17 protein-coding genes and 1 other annotated feature are annotated in these 16,379 nt (G+C 42.5%); of the genes, 13 read left to right on the forward strand and 4 right to left on the reverse strand.

The annotated features are described in order from the left end of the window. Positions 1–8: 8 nt before the first annotated feature. Both mvaD and mvk read right to left on the reverse strand, forming a co-directional pair. The gene (mvaD, locus tag IGJ15_RS01900) at positions 9–1,007 is read right to left on the reverse strand and encodes a diphosphomevalonate decarboxylase (protein ID WP_005228088.1); all 999 of its coding nucleotides are present in this window, start codon (positions 1,005–1,007) and stop codon (positions 9–11) included. Beyond that, positions 1,000–1,932 (reverse strand): mevalonate kinase, encoded by a 933-nt coding sequence (mvk, locus tag IGJ15_RS01905; RefSeq protein WP_010749129.1) that lies wholly within the window; start codon positions 1,930–1,932, stop codon positions 1,000–1,002. The genes mvaD and mvk overlap by 8 nt, the downstream gene beginning before the upstream one ends. A gap of 305 nt (positions 1,933–2,237) precedes the next feature. Here mvk and IGJ15_RS01910 point away from each other — a divergent pair, with 305 nt between their 5' ends. Beyond that, the gene (locus tag IGJ15_RS01910) at positions 2,238–2,882 is read left to right on the forward strand and encodes a deoxynucleoside kinase (protein ID WP_010749130.1); all 645 of its coding nucleotides are present in this window, start codon (positions 2,238–2,240) and stop codon (positions 2,880–2,882) included. Positions 2,883–2,971: 89 nt separating this feature from the next. Continuing rightward, a complete protein-coding gene (locus IGJ15_RS01915) occupies positions 2,972–3,877 on the forward strand; it encodes a magnesium transporter CorA family protein (RefSeq protein WP_010749131.1) in 906 nt (301 codons plus the stop codon). Here IGJ15_RS01915 and IGJ15_RS01920 read toward each other — a convergent pair. Then, positions 3,874–4,509, reverse strand: coding sequence for a pentapeptide repeat-containing protein (locus IGJ15_RS01920; protein ID WP_010749132.1), 636 nt, complete (start codon positions 4,507–4,509; stop codon positions 3,874–3,876). The genes IGJ15_RS01915 and IGJ15_RS01920 overlap by 4 nt on opposite strands. Positions 4,510–4,843: 334 nt before the next feature. Here IGJ15_RS01920 and nox point away from each other — a divergent pair, with 334 nt between their 5' ends. The 6 genes from nox (at position 4,844) to IGJ15_RS01950 (ending at position 10,196) form a co-directional block, all read left to right on the forward strand. Next, complete coding sequence (gene nox, locus IGJ15_RS01925; protein WP_005228102.1) at positions 4,844–6,178, forward strand: H2O-forming NADH oxidase; 1,335 nt, start codon at positions 4,844–4,846, stop codon at positions 6,176–6,178. A 99-nt stretch (positions 6,179–6,277) separates the two neighbouring features. Continuing rightward, positions 6,278–6,401 (forward strand) — a sequence feature (ribosomal protein L20 leader region). 47 nt (positions 6,402–6,448) lie between these two features. Further along, positions 6,449–6,970: a translation initiation factor IF-3 gene (gene infC / locus IGJ15_RS01930; protein WP_005228103.1), complete on the forward strand. Its 522-nt coding sequence runs from the start codon at positions 6,449–6,451 to the stop codon at positions 6,968–6,970. A gap of 60 nt (positions 6,971–7,030) precedes the next feature. Then, on the forward strand, positions 7,031–7,231 hold the full coding sequence (rpmI, locus tag IGJ15_RS01935; RefSeq protein WP_003128650.1) for a 50S ribosomal protein L35: 201 nt from the start codon (positions 7,031–7,033) through the stop codon (positions 7,229–7,231). A 63-nt stretch (positions 7,232–7,294) separates the two neighbouring features. Beyond that, positions 7,295–7,654: a 50S ribosomal protein L20 gene (rplT, locus tag IGJ15_RS01940; RefSeq protein ID WP_143112441.1), complete on the forward strand. Its 360-nt coding sequence runs from the start codon at positions 7,295–7,297 to the stop codon at positions 7,652–7,654. A gap of 202 nt (positions 7,655–7,856) precedes the next feature. Further along, a complete protein-coding gene (tnpA, locus tag IGJ15_RS01945; protein ID WP_010750015.1) occupies positions 7,857–8,309 on the forward strand; it encodes an IS200/IS605 family transposase in 453 nt (150 codons plus the stop codon). A 267-nt stretch (positions 8,310–8,576) separates the two neighbouring features. Continuing rightward, positions 8,577–10,196 (forward strand): ABC transporter ATP-binding protein, encoded by a 1,620-nt coding sequence (locus IGJ15_RS01950; protein ID WP_010750014.1) that lies wholly within the window; start codon positions 8,577–8,579, stop codon positions 10,194–10,196. A 25-nt stretch (positions 10,197–10,221) separates the two neighbouring features. On the opposite strand, the gene IGJ15_RS01955 is transcribed toward IGJ15_RS01950, so the two are convergent. After that, complete coding sequence (locus tag IGJ15_RS01955) at positions 10,222–10,797, reverse strand: helix-turn-helix transcriptional regulator (RefSeq protein ID WP_010750013.1); 576 nt, start codon at positions 10,795–10,797, stop codon at positions 10,222–10,224. A 551-nt stretch (positions 10,798–11,348) separates the two neighbouring features. Between IGJ15_RS01955 and IGJ15_RS01960 the strand changes: the two genes are divergently transcribed. The 5 genes from IGJ15_RS01960 (at position 11,349) to IGJ15_RS01980 (ending at position 16,276) form a co-directional block, all read left to right on the forward strand. Next, positions 11,349–11,948 carry an MptD family putative ECF transporter S component gene (locus IGJ15_RS01960; RefSeq protein ID WP_010750012.1) on the forward strand — a complete coding sequence of 200 codons (600 nt, stop codon included), beginning with the start codon at positions 11,349–11,351 and terminating at the stop codon, positions 11,946–11,948. Further along, positions 11,945–12,646 carry an energy-coupling factor transporter transmembrane component T gene (locus IGJ15_RS01965; RefSeq protein WP_010750011.1) on the forward strand — a complete coding sequence of 234 codons (702 nt, stop codon included), beginning with the start codon at positions 11,945–11,947 and terminating at the stop codon, positions 12,644–12,646. The genes IGJ15_RS01960 and IGJ15_RS01965 overlap by 4 nt, the downstream gene beginning before the upstream one ends. Continuing rightward, the gene (locus IGJ15_RS01970; protein WP_010750010.1) at positions 12,643–14,079 is read left to right on the forward strand and encodes an ABC transporter ATP-binding protein; all 1,437 of its coding nucleotides are present in this window, start codon (positions 12,643–12,645) and stop codon (positions 14,077–14,079) included. The genes IGJ15_RS01965 and IGJ15_RS01970 overlap by 4 nt, the downstream gene beginning before the upstream one ends. A 141-nt stretch (positions 14,080–14,220) precedes the next feature. Further along, the gene (locus IGJ15_RS01975; protein WP_010750009.1) at positions 14,221–14,928 is read left to right on the forward strand and encodes a response regulator transcription factor; all 708 of its coding nucleotides are present in this window, start codon (positions 14,221–14,223) and stop codon (positions 14,926–14,928) included. Then, positions 14,918–16,276 carry a sensor histidine kinase gene (locus IGJ15_RS01980; protein WP_010750008.1) on the forward strand — a complete coding sequence of 453 codons (1,359 nt, stop codon included), beginning with the start codon at positions 14,918–14,920 and terminating at the stop codon, positions 16,274–16,276. The genes IGJ15_RS01975 and IGJ15_RS01980 overlap by 11 nt, the downstream gene beginning before the upstream one ends. Positions 16,277–16,379: the final 103 nt, after the last annotated feature.

Raw genomic sequence — 16,379 nt, forward strand, 5'->3', positions numbered from 1 at the left:
ATGGCTTCTTAGTTGATGGGGGAAGATTCTTCCACCGGTAAAAAGGCTAATCCTTTGCCCGCATGAGCAGTTACTAATTGTTCTGAGGCAAAGTGAGCACTTAATTCACGTAAAATCGTTTGTTCTTCTTGTTTTTGGCATAAAACTTTGACATTGGGACCAGCATCCATCGTGAAATAGCAAGCCAATCCTTTTTTTCGCAGCATTCGGACACATTCCATAGCTCGTAAAGATTCAGAAGACCAATAAGTAAAAGGTGGTTCGGCGGCTAAGGTCGTTCCATGCATTTTCAAGGCGTTGGCCTCGGTCGTTTCACCTAAAGCAGTAAAGTCTTTTTCGGCAATCGCTTGTTTCATTTTCACGAGATCGCTCGCAGTGGCAGAAAGCCAGCCTGGATAAAAGCTCGATGTTTCAACGGTTCGGCGCATGCCCTCACGACTGGAGACTTCTTTGGCTTGTGCGTTGATCAAAATAAAGATCATACTCAATTCTTCTTCCCAGCCATTCGACGGCACTTGGGTGGCAAAAGAAGTCTCATCGGTGCCTTGATGCCATTCAGCAAAGCCGCCGTAGATACTCCGACAAGCCGAACCAGAACCGCGACGGGCCAAACGGGATAACGCTTGCTCCGACAAGTTTAAGTCCAGTGCTTCACTACAGGCACCCGCCAATGCCGCTAATCCGCTGGCAGAAGAGGCAAGTCCAGCAGCGGTTGGGACGAAGTTTTGACTTTCCACCGTGGCATACCACGGGCAGTCCGCTTTTTTTCGTACCAGATCCAAAAAGTCCGCAACTTTTTTGGTGGCAGCGTCTGTTTGCACCACACCATCCAATGTAAAGCGATCCTGTGTAAAATCGGGTGAAAAAGCCACCGTTGTTTCTGTGTAAAAAGCATCGAGGGTCAGGGACAAACTATTGTTCATCGGTAAAATGAAGGTTTCGTCTTGTTTTCCCCAATACTTGATCAATGCGATATTCGTGTAGGCACGAGCCTTTCCCTTATACATGTTCATAAACTCCTAATCCTTGTATCCATGCCGCACGAGCGCCATCGGACAATAAAATACGGCTGATGTTCTCAGCCTGTTCCTTCGTTTTGGTTAGTGCGATCATACAGCCGCCTCGGCCCCCGCCGGTCAGCTTCGCCCCATAAGCCCCGTGTGCCAATGCTGAGGAAACCAACTGATCCAGTTGCTGATTGCTGACCCCTAACTGCTGCAGTGCCTGATGGGCATTGTTCATGCTTTCGCCTAATATTTCTAATTGATTGGCTATAATTGCCTCTTTGGCTCTTTTGGTTTCGATCCCTAAACGCTGGATCGCTTGACTGGCCAGCTGCTTGCTGGTTTCAAAAAGATGGGCGACACTTTTGACAGCTTCTCTCGTTTGCCCTTTGATGCCAGTATCAGCGACGAGCAAATAACCGTCGATCGTGAGGGGAAACGAAGTGATGGGATGCCCTTTGATAAAGTAAATGGCATCCGTCCCACTAGCTGCTGCAGCATCGATCCCGCTAGGATTGCCGTGAGCGATTTTTTCAGAAAAGTTGACATAGGTCATCAATTCTTCTTTTGTAAAATCTTTTTTGATCCAATCAAAAAAAGCGCGAGTCAGTGCAACAGCGACCGCCGCGCTAGAACCCATTCCCCGTTCAGAAGGGATGGTGCTGACGATGGAGGTTGCAAAAGGACCCGTGTGGAAATCTTGTTGCAGACGATGCAGCAAGTCTTTGACATTTTTTAAGTGGCTGGGGACTTCTTCAAGCAGACCGTGATAGTAACTTGAAATCAAGGTGTTTTTTTCATTTGCTGTGATCTCGACTTGTACTTTTGCTCCCGCAAAAGGGAAAGCAATTGCTGGTTCACCGTAAACAACTGAATGTTCACCCATTAAGATGATTTTTCCTGTAGCTATGCCAGTACCAATTGACATTATTTTCCTCATTTCTTTAGGGAGCTTACCCCACATGATTCATTTATCGTTTGTCAGTCAATTGTAACTATCTCCTGACAAAAACACAATTTAATTAAAGATCCTTTCCTATTTTACTAGAAGAAGGCTCTTTCGTTAAGCATTCCGTATGAGATTTCAAAAAAAAGCAAAAATCTTTAAACTTTTATTGAAAAACTTCTTGATTTGTGCTTCAAAAGTTTCAGTTGACGGCACAAGATATAGTATTGTATAGTTGATATCGCAAATGCAACATACAATATTTAGTGATGAGTGAGTTGGGGGATATGAGCGTGATCGTATTAGCAGGAACGATTGGTGCCGGTAAATCAAGTTTGACCGCATTGATCGCCAATCATTTTGGCAGTCAAGCCTTTTATGAATCGATCGATGACAATGAAGTGTTACCATTATTTTATGCAGATCCAAATAAATATGCGTTTTTACTGCAAATCTATTTCTTAAATAAACGATTTGAAAGTATCAAGCAAGCTATGAAAGACGACAATAACGTCTTGGACCGTTCCATTTATGAGGATTCACTGTTGTTCCATTTAAATGCGGACCTTGGGCGAGCAACCGATACCGAAGTCAAAGTCTATGATGAATTGTTAGCCAATATGTTGGAAGAGCTGCCGTATGCAGCCCACAAAAAGCATCCAGATCTTTTGGTGCATATTCGCGTTTCTTTTGAAACGATGTTGGAGCGTATTGAAAAACGCGGACGGGAATACGAACAATTGACCTTTGATCCTTCGTTATACGACTACTACAAAGAGTTGAACAAACGCTACGATCAATGGTACGAAGAGTACAATGAGAGTCCAAAGATCCAGATCGATGGCGATCAATTCAATTTTGTCGAAGACCCGCAAGCGGCACAGGCCGTTTTAACAATGGTGGAAGATGCTTTGAAAGACGCCCGCAAATAGCAATGGCCGATACAGCCAGAAAAGTCCTTTGATTGGGCTTCTGGCTGTTTTCTTTTATAATAGAAGAAAGCAAGAGTGGAGGATGGACTGTGGAAAACAAACATGTCTTTTATGATGGAAACTATGAATGGATTCAAGTCGACCAGCAAGACGCAAAAAGCGTGATGGCACTACAAAAACAATATCATCTGTCGGATGAGATGCTTACGTATTCTCTAGATAAAAACGAACGCGCACGAGTCGAATACGATGCCGAAGAAGAAGCATTGCTGCTGGTTTTCAACGTACCTCAGCAAGAAAAGCGAGACAATCATTTTGAGACCAGCCCAATGACGTTTATTTTAAAAAAGAAGCAGATCTTTACTTTTGCCTCCCATGATACCCGTTATGTGATTCCGATGATGGAGCGCTTGATCCTGCAAAAGCCGCAGCAAACACCGCTTCACTTTTTGTTTCAAAGCTTATTCTTGATTTCAGGCACGTTTTTTCCGCTAGTCGAAGAAGTCAATAGTGACCGGATTCGCTTGAATCAGCGACTACGGGAAAAAACCACCAATAAAAACCTGCTGCAAATGTCCGATTTGGAAGTTGGTTTAGTCTTTTTAGTGTCTGCCACGAAACAAAATGCGGTCCTCTTGGAGCAGATCAAAGCGTTATCCATTTATCGCTTGATGGATGATGACGAGCGGGAACAGCTGGATGATGCCTTGATCGAAGCCAAACAGGCAGTGGAAATGACGTTGCTGGCTTTTCAAATTTTAGAGCAACTATCTGGAACCTATAATAATCTGTTAAACAATAACTTGAATGATACCATGAAGTTTTTGACCGTTTGGTCCCTCTTATTGACTGTGCCTTCCATCGTCACCAGTTTCTTTGGCATGAACGTTCCGCTGCCTTTTACCAATAGTATTTTCGGTTGGGGGATTGCCTTATTGATCAGTTTAGTGTTATCCGTTTGGATGTTGATTGCTTTATGGCGCAGAATTCGTTAATCGATCACCAAACCTAGACCGGCGGCGATAACCAAGGCTTGTTCTTGATCGACCGTTAGCCCCCGCAATTGTTCAAAGGACAACGCGATCTTTTGAAATTGATTGGTCCGAAAATCTAAAGTTGCTAATTTTGTGTGAAACCAGTTGCTATTGTTCAACTGGTTTTCTTGTAACGTCAAGTGTTTCCAATCCATTTCATAAAACTCACTGTCGTTTAGTTGGCACTGACGAAACAGCATTGTCCGTAAATTGGTGTTGCTAAAAGAAGCAAAGTTCGCCACGCAATCTTCAAAGGTGCAGTCACGGAAATAGCTTTCCGCAAAATTGGTGCCAGTCAATTTACATTGTTTAAAGTGAACCCGATGAAAGCTGGCGCCAAAACATTCCAGATTAGAAAAATCGCAATTTTCAAAGAGAACGTTTTGGCATTCCCACTGACTCAAGCGTGTTTTTTGCATCGTCACTTTCTTGAAATGACATTGCTTCAAGATGAGATTTTTGCAAGCATCATAGCTATAGTCACCGCCTTCGAAGAAAGCACCTTCGAAAAGCAGTTCTTCTTCTAAATAAAAATCCTGTGGCTCTAATGCCGACAATAAGGGCGGTAGTGGCAATACGATTTTTTTCTTCATCAAGATCCCATCCTATCTGTTTTTTCTCTTCAGTATAACACGGCGAATCGCTGCCGCAACAGGTGCGAAAAAGCGGTAGAACATTGTGAATTTTATTCAATCGGTTTGCAGAATGCTTTTATAACAAGGAAAATCCTTAGGTTTAAATACATGATTTTTCACAATCTTTTTACTTGCAAGACGAAAATAATTTTGATATAGAAACTCAACCCGCTGAAAGTGACGTATATCAACGAAAAACTGTCATAAATTTTTAAAATCGCGAAAAAGTTGATAGTTTTCAAATTCACAAGCAAGCTATAATGACAATGTAAACAAAAGGAGGAAATTTTCCATGACAAAAACAGTTATTATCGGTGCAAACCACGCGGGGATTGCTGCTGCCAATACACTATTAGATAACTACAAAGACCAAGAGGTCGTAATGATCGACCGTAATACAAACTTAAGCTACCTAGGTTGTGGGACTGCTTTATGGGTTGGACGTCAAATCGATTCATACGAAGGCTTGTTCTATACAAAACGTGAAGATTTTGAAGCAAAAGGTGCAAAAATCCATATGGAAACAGTGGTTGACCATATCGATTTTGAGAAAAAAGAAGTGCACGCTGTAACCAATGACGGTGAAACGATCGTTGAATCTTATGATAAAGTTGTCATCGCAACTGGTTCTGTACCGATTTCACCAAAAGTACCTGGACGTGACTTGAAAAACATCCATTTCTTGAAAAAATTCCAAGACGGACAAACGGTTGATAAAGAGTTAGCATCAGAAGACGTGAAAAACGTTGCCGTTATCGGTGCTGGTTACATCGGTGTTGAAATTGCTGAAGCAGCAAAACGTCGTGGCAAAAATGTGTTGCTTTTTGATGCAGCAACACGGGCATTGCCAAACTACTACGACAAATGGTTTACAGAAGATATGGACAAAAACTTAGCTGACAATGGCATTGAATTGCATTTCGGTGAATTAGCACGTGAATACAAAGGAACAGAGAAAGTAGAAGCAGTTGTAACAGACAACGGCGAATACCCAGTTGATCTAGTGATCAACGCGATCGGTTTTTTACCAAACAACGAGCTAGGCAAAGATCATTTGGAATTGTTTGCTAACGGCGCGTACTTAGTGGACCGCCATCAACGGACAAGCGATGCAGATGTTTACGCAGTCGGTGACTGTGCAACGGTGTACTCAAATGCTTTGCAACAAACAACGTATATCGCATTAGCAACGAATGCCGTACGTTCAGGGATCGTCGCTGCCCATAATATCGGCGGAACGTCTCTAGAATCAACAGGTGTTCAAGGATCAAACGGGATTTCGATCTTCGGCTACAACATGGTTTCAACTGGCTTGTCAGTCGAAGCTGCCGAACGTAATGGCATGAAAGTGAAATACTCTGATTACGAAGATACCCAAAAACCAGGCTTCATGAAAGAAAATGCGACAGTTAAGATCCGCATCGTCTATGAAGAAGAAACACGCCGCATCGTTGGTGCACAAATGGCGTCACGTACATCTGAAATCGCAATGGGCATCCACATGTTCTCACTAGCGATCGAAGAAGGCGTAACGATCGACAAGATGAAGCTATTAGATATCTTCTTCTTGCCTCACTTCAACCAACCATACAACTACATCACGATGGCTGCATTGAAAGCAGAATAAGAAACACGAAAGTCGGAGCGTATGCTCCGGCTTTTTTTTGAAACAATCATGAAAACTGTTGACAATAAGAGAAAAAAGCAGTATACTATAAAAGTTGAGAAATAAAAGCAGAAGCACCCGCTTCTCGCCTGAGTGAAGATATCGCTGGGCAGAATAGGATTCCTACCATTTATTTGTGTGGAGTACGTGCGGGTTCGTGAAGAACTCGTTTTTTTATTGTCTGATTTCGAATCGACAAGCTTTTCTTTCTCTCAAAAAACTCGGAGGTGAATGACCATAGCAAAGGATATGATGGTAAACGACGGCATTCGTGCACGTGAATTGCGTTTGATTGATCAAAACGGCGAACAACTTGGTGTAAAGAGTAAAGCTGAAGCATTGCAAATTGCAGAACGAGCAAACCTTGATGTGGTATTGGTGGCACCAAATGCTAAGCCGCCAGTAGCAAGAATTATGGATTACGGGAAATTCCGCTTTGAGCAACAGAAAAAAGACCGTGAAGCTCGTAAGAAACAAAAAGTAATCAACATTAAAGAGGTTCGTTTAAGTCCAACGATCGACGTCAATGATTTCAACACAAAATTGCGTAATGCACGTAAATTCCTTGAAAAAGGGGACAAAGTGAAAGCTTCGATCCGTTTCAAAGGCCGTGCCATTACCCATAAAGAAATTGGTCAGAAAGTGTTAGATCGTTTGGCGGAAGAAACTGCTGATTTGGCAACTGTTGAGCAAAAGCCAAAAATGGATGGCCGCAGTATGTTCTTAGTATTAGCACCAAAAAACGATAAATAATGACTCACTGAGTTTCAGTTTAAAGTCAGATAACGAAAGATTTTGAGGAGGAAATTAGTTATGCCAAAACAAAAAACACACCGCGGATTAGCAAAACGCGTAAAACGCACTGGCGGCGGCGGATTGAAACGCTTCCGTGCCTTTACCAGTCACCGTTTCCACGGCAAAACAAAAAAACAACGTCGTCAATTGCGTAAAGCTTCAATGGTTTCAGCTGGCGATTACAAACGTATCCGTCAACAACTAGCACGCATGAAATAATTGCGTAACCCAAGCTTCACGTATACAAACAATTATCGATTTTCATATTAGGAGGAATTATACATGGCACGTGTTAAAGGTGGAACAGTAACTCGTAAACGTCGTAAAAAAGTGCTTAAATTAGCAAAAGGTTACTACGGTTCTAAACACACTCTATTTAAAACAGCAAAAGAACAAGTAATGAATTCATACAACTACGCATACCGCGATCGTCGTCAAAAGAAACGCGACTTCCGCAAATTGTGGATCGCTCGTATCAACGCAGCGGCTCGTATGAATGGCTTAAGCTACTCAAAATTGATGCACGGCTTGAAATTAGCTGAAATCGACATCAACCGCAAAATGTTAGCTGACTTGGCTGTAAACGATGCAGCAGCATTTACTGCATTAGCTGACCAAGCAAAAGACGCTTTAAACCAATAATCAATCGTTGGCAACAACGTTAGCCCCGCTCTTTGAGCGGGGTTTTTTGTTATTGACTTTAGTCAGTTTCGTTCGCGTAGCGTACGAAACAAAAAAACCGCGCGTTTCTACGCGTGGACGAAATAGCTTTAGCGATAAAAAACTCCTTTCGATATACTAATAGTGGCTACCAACCGCATATCAGATCGAAAGGAGTTTTTTTATGTCTAACGACGATAAAAGTTTAGCACATACCAGATGGAATTGTAAGTATCACATAGTCTTCACCCCGAAGTATCGACGAAAAGTGATTTATGGAAAGTTAAGAGTAAGTATTAATCAGATATTAAGAAAATTGTATGAGATGAAAGATGTTGAAATCATTGAAGCTCATGCCATGCCTGACCATATTCATATGTTAGTAAGAATACCACCAAAGATTAGTATTTCTAGTTTTATGGGCTACTTAAAAGGACGAAGTGCAACCTTAATCCATGAAAAACATGCGAATTTGAAATATAAGTATGGGAATAAAAGCTTTTGGTCCAAAGGATACTACGTGAGTACGGTTGGGTTAAATCAAAAAACAATTGAAAAATATATTCGAGAACAAGAAGCAGATGATCGAATAAGAGATAGTATAAGTAAACAAGAGTATGTAGATCCATTTAAATAGTTAAAGAGAGATAGGGCTGTGAGCGGTTGGTGGTCATTTAAAAAGCCCCTTTTAAGGGGCTAGCGAGTGGTGAGCCCTTCTAGGGCTGTTAAAAAGCCACCCGTTTCACGGGTGGATATTTACTTTTTCTCGATGACCGAAGAATGGTTTCTCACTATCTTTCATATGTTTCTTTCCATTAAGCGAAAAATAGATTATACTTTTGAAAGCGTTTGTTTTATTTATCTTACGATTTTTCCACGAACACTGCAGCAAAAGGAGCATACGATGGCAATTGATTTATGGCGGCATTTTAAAAAAGGATTGACGGTATATGTTGGGATTGGAATTGCGGTCTCATTTTTGAGTGCCGCGAATGTTTTTTATTTTCAAAAACTACTCGATTCATTTGGCAAGACACTTGATTGGCCAGTCGTTTTTATCTATGGGTTAACGCTAGTACTGGTACCGATTTTGTCCTATCTTGAGCAGAAACCAAAAACAACATTGCACAACAGCATGTATTTCTATCTCAAAGAACAAGCTTTAGTAAAAATCAGCAAGATTGCCTATTCCGAGTACTTGCAGATCGGCTCTGGAGCACTCTTACAGAAAACTGAAGCGGGAGCAGCGGCTGGCAGAAATATCCATTTGAATTTTTATGGACGCTTGTTTAAAGAATTGCTTCCCGAAACACTGTTTAACTTAGCTTTTATTGCTATGATCGATAAAAGATTGATTCCAGCGATCCTTGTGGGCTATCTAGTGGTGTTTATTGTGACCAATCTGCTTTTGAAAGTTTTACGCTCTCTCAAAGAACGTGCGCTAGTTTCAGAAGAAGCCATGAACAGCACCTTTATTCGCGGATTAACGGAAATGGTCACGTTTCGGATCAATAAGCGGTTTGAAAAAGAGATCGCACAATATAAAAACATGTCTGCTGACACAACAGAACGTTTGACAAAAATGACGATGATCCATGAGTTTTTCTTTGGTTTTTTTGCAGTTTTAGTCGCATTGATCAAAGTCGCAATTGTGGTACTGGCATTTACAAATCAGATTACGGTCAGTTTGGGCGGTTTAGCAGCACTGATTATTTATGTGGATCGAATCTACACGCCTGTTGCAATATTTAACGTGATTTTTGTTCAATACAACTTAGATAAAGTTGCCTTTGCACGGTTAAACGAATTTTTCTATCTGCCAGAGGACAAAGCATTAACACAAGGCGATGCATTGTCTGAGACCATCAACTGCATCACAGTTAAGGATCTATCCGTCACACTTCAAGAAAAGCAAATCTTAACCAATAGCACACTGGAGCTGAAGCGGGGAGCGATTTATGGGTTAGTAGGAGAAAGCGGCGCAGGAAAATCAACGCTGGTCAAAACGATTTTAGGCTTGTATCAGCCGACGACCGGTGCGATCCTGATCAATCACAAAAATTTAGCTGCTTACAACTTAAATGATTTCTATGAGCATATCTTTTATCTATCGCAAGATGCCCCAATCTTCCAAGGAACGCTGAAAGAGAATATTATTTTTGATAAGGAAATCGCAGACGAGGAAATCATAGCGGTATTAGAAAAATGTCAATTAGGCGCATTCTATCAGGCACTCAAGGGAGGACTGTCTGCTGAAATTGGAGAAAAAGGAGCCAACCTTTCTGGTGGGGAAAAACAGCGGATCGCTTTTGCCCGATTGTTTTTCACAAACGCAGAAGTCATTGTCCTTGATGAAGCCACATCTGCTTTAGACGAAACAACAGAAGAAAAGCTTTTTGCAGCGATCAAAGACCAATTGAAAAATAAACTAGTCATTATGATCACCCATCGCCCGAAAAATTTGATTTATGCGGATGAGATCATTGAGTTGAAAAAAACACAGGTTGTAGCGGCTTCATCATAAAAGCAGTTGCACCCTGTATTTTTTGTCAGCGCATCAGTAAATGCGGCAGTGTACTAAGCCATGCGATGATACCGACGATCAAGGTAAAAACCACGACGATGACTGCTGTTGAAAGGAAATCTTTTTTGACGTCGCGCTTTTTTCTAATGGCATCGAGGTCTTGATTTTCCATGAAGGCAACGATCTCTTTATACGTTTTGATATTTTGGGTTTTCTTGATTTTTTCGATCTTTAATGCGGCATACATGGAGACGAGCCAAAAACATAGAGGCGGGACAATCCACCAGTATCCGGGTAAATAAAGAGCAGGCCCAACAGAGAGTGCGGTCAATAGTATAAAAAGCAGCATCATTTTTGTGTAACGATCCATTTCTGTTTTCTCAATCGTTTCTTTCATTTGTTCAACATCCCCTTTGACTAATTCATCTAAAGAAACATCAAATAGAACACTGAGCAATAATAAATTGTGAACATCAGGATAGCTTTTTTCATTCTCCCAATTGGAGATCGTTTGTCGGGAGACATAGAGTTTTTCTGCCAGCCCTTCCTGAGAGAGACTTAATCGTTCCCGATGTTTTTTTATTTGTTTGCTTAAGTTCATTTTATCCGCTCCTTCTACCATTAGTTTAGGCCAATGTCTGCATTCTAACGATCAAATGTCTTTGACAATGCCTTGAAATCAAGTGTCAAAATGTTTTTACAGTTGGGTTTGGGGTGTTTACATAGCAGTACAGCGTTGATTTTCTTCCGTTAACAAGCGACGGTCAACTTGGTTATTGTTTTTTTATAGACATACCTGCTGGTTTCTAAAAAAAGAAAAAAGATGGCGAGTCTTTGCTGATTTTAAGTGTTTGTCCTTGTCTATTATTCATTAATTTCGCAAAGATGGGAAGAGGAGAAGACAACTAAGCGTGTGAAAGATTCATTTTTCCATTAGTGGATCTTTAAAGGTACCTGTGTGTTGAAATGGAGCCATTCAGAAGACACCTCTATTTGTTGGTTCTGTTTTAGAAGAAAATCGACTGTTGGTAAGCATATCACCCCATAAAAACGTCTGCTTTGTGCTATACTGAGGCTTTGTAAAAATAAGTTTGTACAAGCAAGCAGCAACGGTTTTTTCATTGATTGCTTGCAAGAAGGAGCGTATACGCAGTGAAAAAACTAAAGGTTCAAGATTTAATTGCAGTAGGGATCTATACAGCGATCTATTTTCTTTTAATGAGCGTCTGTCTATTGATTTTGCGTTTTGTGATCCCAGGTTTTCATAATTTATTTATTCCAGCAGTCACCGCTTTGTTTTCTGGCATTATCTATCTGATTTTATTGAATAAAGTACCGAAATTTGGCGCAATCACCATTATGGGTACCGTGGTAGGGCTCTTTTTTTTGATTTCAGGACATTTTCCATTGGCCTTTTTGCCCAATATGATTTGTGCCTTAGCAGCTGATTTGATCCAATACAAAACAAAGCTCAAAGGAAACGTTCGCGTACTGGCGAGTTATATCGTCTTTAGTTTTGGCTTGATGGGTCCGATCTTACCCCTGTGGTTTATGAAAAATGCCTACATCGATTCATTAGTGGCTCGTGGAAAAGATGAAACCTACATTGCCGGCGTGTTTGCTCATACCTCCAATTTGATGTTAGGGCTTTGTGCATTGGCGGTTTTGATTGGTGCGGTGGCTGGTTTAGGTATCGGCAGTCGCTTGATGGAAAAACATTTTCAACCAACGATCCAATCGCATAAAGGGTGAGGAATGTGTCGAAAACAAGGTTTGATCCCCGCAGCAAATTAGCGGTGATTCTCTTTGCTAGTTTTACTATGATGGTGACCATCAGCTGGATCGATGAGTTTGCCTTTGTCACTTTCTTGCTGCTGCTATTTATAGTCAGCGGCTTTTGGAAAAAAGGCTTGCTGCTCTATGGCGTGTTTGTCTTGCTGACAATGGCAGATAGTTTTTTGTTTCGCCAAGGCAACCACGTACTAATCGTGTTGCTGGATTTCTTTTCCGTCGGTTATCGCCGCTTATTGCCAACGATCATGGCGGCGGCTTTTGCCATTAGCGGGACGAAAAACAGTGAGTGGATGGCTGCGCTGCAAAAAATGCACGTGCCCAACGTATTATTAGTCCCGTTGGCAGTCTTATTTCGTTTTTTCCCCACACTGGTACAAGATTTCAAAAGTATTCGCCAAGCGATGCGCTTTCGCGGCATCTCGCTGTCGGCAGGATCGATCTTGCTTCATCCGCTGCAAAGTGCGGAGTATTTTTTGATCCCATTACTGATGTCGGCTGAAAAGACCGCAACCGAACTGTCCGCTACGGCCCTGGTTCGCGGGTTAGCATCAGAAATTCCCCATACCACCGTCCACGAACTGAAGCTGCGCTGGTGGGATGGCTTAGTCTTTTTAGCATTAGGCGGCTTTATCGTGAAAAGGATGTGGCTTGGATGATCACATTAGAACAAGTGTCAGTGAAACGAGAAAATCGGACCGTATTATCTGAGCTCTCTTTGACGGTCGCAGCTGGGGAAGTCATCGTTTTGTGCGGCGCTAGCGGCAGCGGAAAATCGACCTTGCTCAATGTTTTGAATGGCTTGATCCCTGAGCTGTATCCCGCCGAAGTGCAAGGAAAGATCCGTGTCGGAGAAACAGACTTGCCAGTTGCCGATTTCTCCCATTATGCCCAGACGATTGGCGTCGTCTTTCAAAACCCCAAGACGCAATTTTTCACCACGGATGTCTATTCGGAGTTGGCTTTTTCGATGGAAAATGCGGGCGTCGCACCAGAAAACATTCGGCAGCGAATCACCGAAGTAGCACAGCAGTTTTCCCTGACCCCATTGCTTGATGCTAGTGTCTTTGACCTATCTGGTGGGGAGAAGCAGCTGGTTGCTCTCGCTGCAGCCACGATGTTGCCCCATGATGTGTTCTTATTGGATGAGCCTTCCAGTAATTTGGATCAAGAAGCGATCCAAAAGTTGACTCAAGGATTGGCTTCTTTAAAACAACAAGGGAAAACCATTGTGATCGCCGAACACCGCTTGGTGTATTTGGCGCCACTGGCAGATCGCTTCTGTCTATTAGAAGCAGGACGATTGCGGGCGTCTTATCCAGCAGCTCAGCTTTTGTCACTATCAGAGGAGGCAATTCACGAGTTGGGATTGCGAAAAGTAGGCGAGGCGGCATTGGAAACTCAGCACTGCCGAGAATCTTTGCCAGAAAAGTCTGGATTAAGGGCAACGCATCTGCAGATCAAGCAATCGAAACGCTCAGCAAACAGCAGGAATTGGGCGCTCAACTTGCCTGAACTACAATTGCCGACGAAGCAAGCTGTGGGGATCGTTGGACCAAATGGTGCTGGCAAAAGTACGTTGGTGCAAGTCCTGTCAGGATTGAAAAAATGCCCAGAAGCAGTATTTGCCATCAATGGACAAAAGCGGACCCAAAAGCAGCTGCTGCAGGAAAGCTTTCTTGTGATGCAGGATGTGAACTTGCAGCTGTTTTTTGAAACGGTGGAAAAAGAGCTGCTGATCAAAGCCCAAAAACCAGCGCGTTTTGAAGAAATTGTCTCATTGTTGCACTTAACACCACTCCTTGCCCGACATCCGCAAAGCTTATCGGGTGGGGAAAAACAACGAGTTGCCATCGGCAGTGCCCTGCTTTCTGGTAAACGCTTGTTGTTTTTCGATGAACCAACGAGTGGGTTAGATTTGCAGCAAATGGAAGAAGTCGCAAAACTGTTGCGAACAGTTGCCAAAGAAGTTGATTTATTAGCGGTGATCAGTCATGATCGTGAGTTTTTAGCTGAAGCATGTCCTTACGTGCTTCAACTCCAACAAGGGGAACTCGTTGGCGCGTATCAGCTAGCAAAAAATATGGAATAAATGAAAGACGGAGTGGACCTTGGTTCATGCCGTCTTTTTTGTTCGAACATGAAAAAATCTTCATGATTTTTTTCTTTCAATCAGTTAGGAAGTTTCGAAAAAATCCGTTATGATAGAAGCAAAACAGGAGGAGGAGCGCATATGGCCTTGAAGATCTTGCTAGTAGAAGACGAAGAAAGTTTAGCCAGTTTTATTCAGACCGAATTGACTTTTGAGGGATATGACACGGTCTGGGCCAAAGATGGGCAAGAGGCATTGACCTTATTCAATCAGCAAGCAAATGTCTTTGATCTGATTTTATTGGATTGGATGCTGCCAATCTATGACGGCATCACAGTGGCGCGGCGGATACGTAAAGAAAGCGACATCCCGATTTTGATGATGACCGCCAGAAATCAAACCGCCGATGTGGTGACGGGGCTTGATGTCGGATTAGATGATTATTTAACGAAACCTTTTGAAATCGAAGAACTGTTTGCCAGAATTCGGGTAATCGAGCGACGGTTGCAACGAGAAGCCAAACAACAAAAGAACCAGCAAAACCAATTAGTGGCGGGGGAACTGATGATGGACATCGCCAAGCACTTGGTTCAGGTTGCCGGTGAAACCATTGAGTTGACGCCCAAAGAGTTTGGGATTTTATATGAATTGATGAAAGAACCCGAGGTAGTCAAAACGAGAGATGACCTGTTGAATGAGATTTGGGGCTATGAATACGACGGCCAAACGAATGTTGTAGATGTCTATATCCGCACACTGCGGAACAAGCTGGATGTTTGCGGCAAAGGCAAAATGATCGCAACCGTTCGTGGATTAGGCTATGTCTTGAGGACCGATCATGAAGAATAAATCAGCCAACCAACGTAGAAAAACAGCCCAATTTCAATTGACGAACCGCTTTTCCTTGATTCTCTTTGGTCTGCTGATTCTCTTCAATCTGTTGTTTATTTTATTATCCGTAGGTTATTTGTTTGAACATATCGAAAATCGTGCCAGCAACATCCTTGAAGCCATCGAAAAAGGTGAGGCATCAGGGGATGCCTGGGACTTTCTCGTCAATGCCTATGTCTCGGCAGATGAAGAAGACGCCCTGCAAGTGATCTTAGCCGATGGCAGTGTCGTTTCATCAGAAGATGCGGAAGAGATTTTTGCCGATATCAATCAAGGGCGAGTGATTCCTTTTCTCGAAGACATCGTTTTTACAGAGGAGGGCATCTATTACACGAAAACCCAAGAAGTCGATGGGGATCAGGTGACGATCGCTATCAATGGGGAGGATAGTGTGGAATTAGCCTATGGCCTCTTTATGATCAGCAGTTTCTTGAATCTGATCGCTGTTGTCGTGGGCAGTCTGCTGATTTATTGGAGTGTCGGGAAATGGAGTCAGAAGCTTACGGGTATGGCGCAAGAAATTGCTGCCATTGAACAAAGTCGAACAGGAGAACTGACGGTTTCTGAAGAGCCCATCGAGATTCGTTCGGTGGCATTGGCCTTTAATAAATTATTGAAAGAACAGCGAGAGACGATCGAGCGGGAAAAACGGTTCGTTGCCGATGCTTCCCATGAGCTGCGAACACCTTTAGCTGCGATTCGCGGACATGTCCAATTGATCCAGCGGCGTGGAACCAAACATCCCGAAGTCATTCCTTCCTCAATGGCGTTTATCGACAAAGAGTCGAAGCGTTTGGAAACATTGAGCAATCAATTGTTGGACCTAGAAAAAAATCAATCCCAAGATGAAATGACCTTTGTTGATGTTTCCCAGATCGTCCGAGAAGAGTGTGAAAAACAAGCGACGATCGTTCCGCAATCGATTGAATATTTTGTGGAGAACCAATGTATGAAACGTGGGCATAAACGTGACTTCCAGCAAATCATCCAAAACCTGTTAGAAAATGCCGCGAAGTATTCACCTGCCGATCAGCCGATTCATGTGACCTTGACGCAAGAGCAGAGACAGATGTCTTTGACCGTCGCCGATTTTGGCATTGGGATTCCCGATGATAAGAAAGCCTTGATTTTCGAACGGTTCTATCGAGTAGAAGATTCTCGTTCCAGCCAGATTGCTGGTTCAGGCATCGGGCTTTCACTGGTAAAACAGCTGGCAGACAAGTATCATGCCAAAATTACCGTGACAGACAATCAACCGCAAGGCAGTATCTTTAAACTTGCCTTTCCAAATGAAAGAGAAAGATGAAGATTTTTTTAGATTTTCTTCAAGCATTTTTGATTCTTTTTCATGAGGAACTTGTTATTCTAAATATATAGAAAAAAGGAATACACAAACAATTGGAGGAATG

Source organism: Enterococcus sp. AZ079 (genome assembly GCF_050547255.1).
GTDB lineage: Bacteria > Bacillota > Bacilli > Lactobacillales > Enterococcaceae > Enterococcus_D > Enterococcus_D casseliflavus.

Excerpts from the sequence above, each read along its gene's own strand:
- IGJ15_RS01980 (WP_010750008.1), top strand. The coding sequence starts at position 14,918 with ATGAAGAATAAATCAGCCAACCAACGTAGAAAAACAGCCCAATTTCAA.
- nox (WP_005228102.1), top strand. The coding sequence starts at position 4,844 with ATGACAAAAACAGTTATTATCGGTGCAAACCACGCGGGGATTGCTGCT.
- mvk (WP_010749129.1), bottom strand. The coding sequence starts at position 1,932 with ATGTCAATTGGTACTGGCATAGCTACAGGAAAAATCATCTTAATGGGT.
- mvaD (WP_005228088.1), bottom strand. The coding sequence starts at position 1,007 with ATGTATAAGGGAAAGGCTCGTGCCTACACGAATATCGCATTGATCAAG.
- IGJ15_RS01955 (WP_010750013.1), bottom strand. The coding sequence starts at position 10,797 with ATGAACTTAAGCAAACAAATAAAAAAACATCGGGAACGATTAAGTCTC.
- IGJ15_RS01920 (WP_010749132.1), bottom strand. The coding sequence starts at position 4,509 with ATGAAGAAAAAAATCGTATTGCCACTACCGCCCTTATTGTCGGCATTA.
- IGJ15_RS01950 (WP_010750014.1), top strand. The coding sequence starts at position 8,577 with ATGGCAATTGATTTATGGCGGCATTTTAAAAAAGGATTGACGGTATAT.
- IGJ15_RS01970 (WP_010750010.1), top strand. The coding sequence starts at position 12,643 with ATGATCACATTAGAACAAGTGTCAGTGAAACGAGAAAATCGGACCGTA.
- tnpA (WP_010750015.1), top strand. The coding sequence starts at position 7,857 with ATGTCTAACGACGATAAAAGTTTAGCACATACCAGATGGAATTGTAAG.
- infC (WP_005228103.1), top strand. The coding sequence starts at position 6,449 with ATGACCATAGCAAAGGATATGATGGTAAACGACGGCATTCGTGCACGT.
- rplT (WP_143112441.1), top strand. The coding sequence starts at position 7,295 with ATGGCACGTGTTAAAGGTGGAACAGTAACTCGTAAACGTCGTAAAAAA.
- IGJ15_RS01910 (WP_010749130.1), top strand. The coding sequence starts at position 2,238 with ATGAGCGTGATCGTATTAGCAGGAACGATTGGTGCCGGTAAATCAAGT.
- IGJ15_RS01975 (WP_010750009.1), top strand. The coding sequence starts at position 14,221 with ATGGCCTTGAAGATCTTGCTAGTAGAAGACGAAGAAAGTTTAGCCAGT.
- rpmI (WP_003128650.1), top strand. The coding sequence starts at position 7,031 with ATGCCAAAACAAAAAACACACCGCGGATTAGCAAAACGCGTAAAACGC.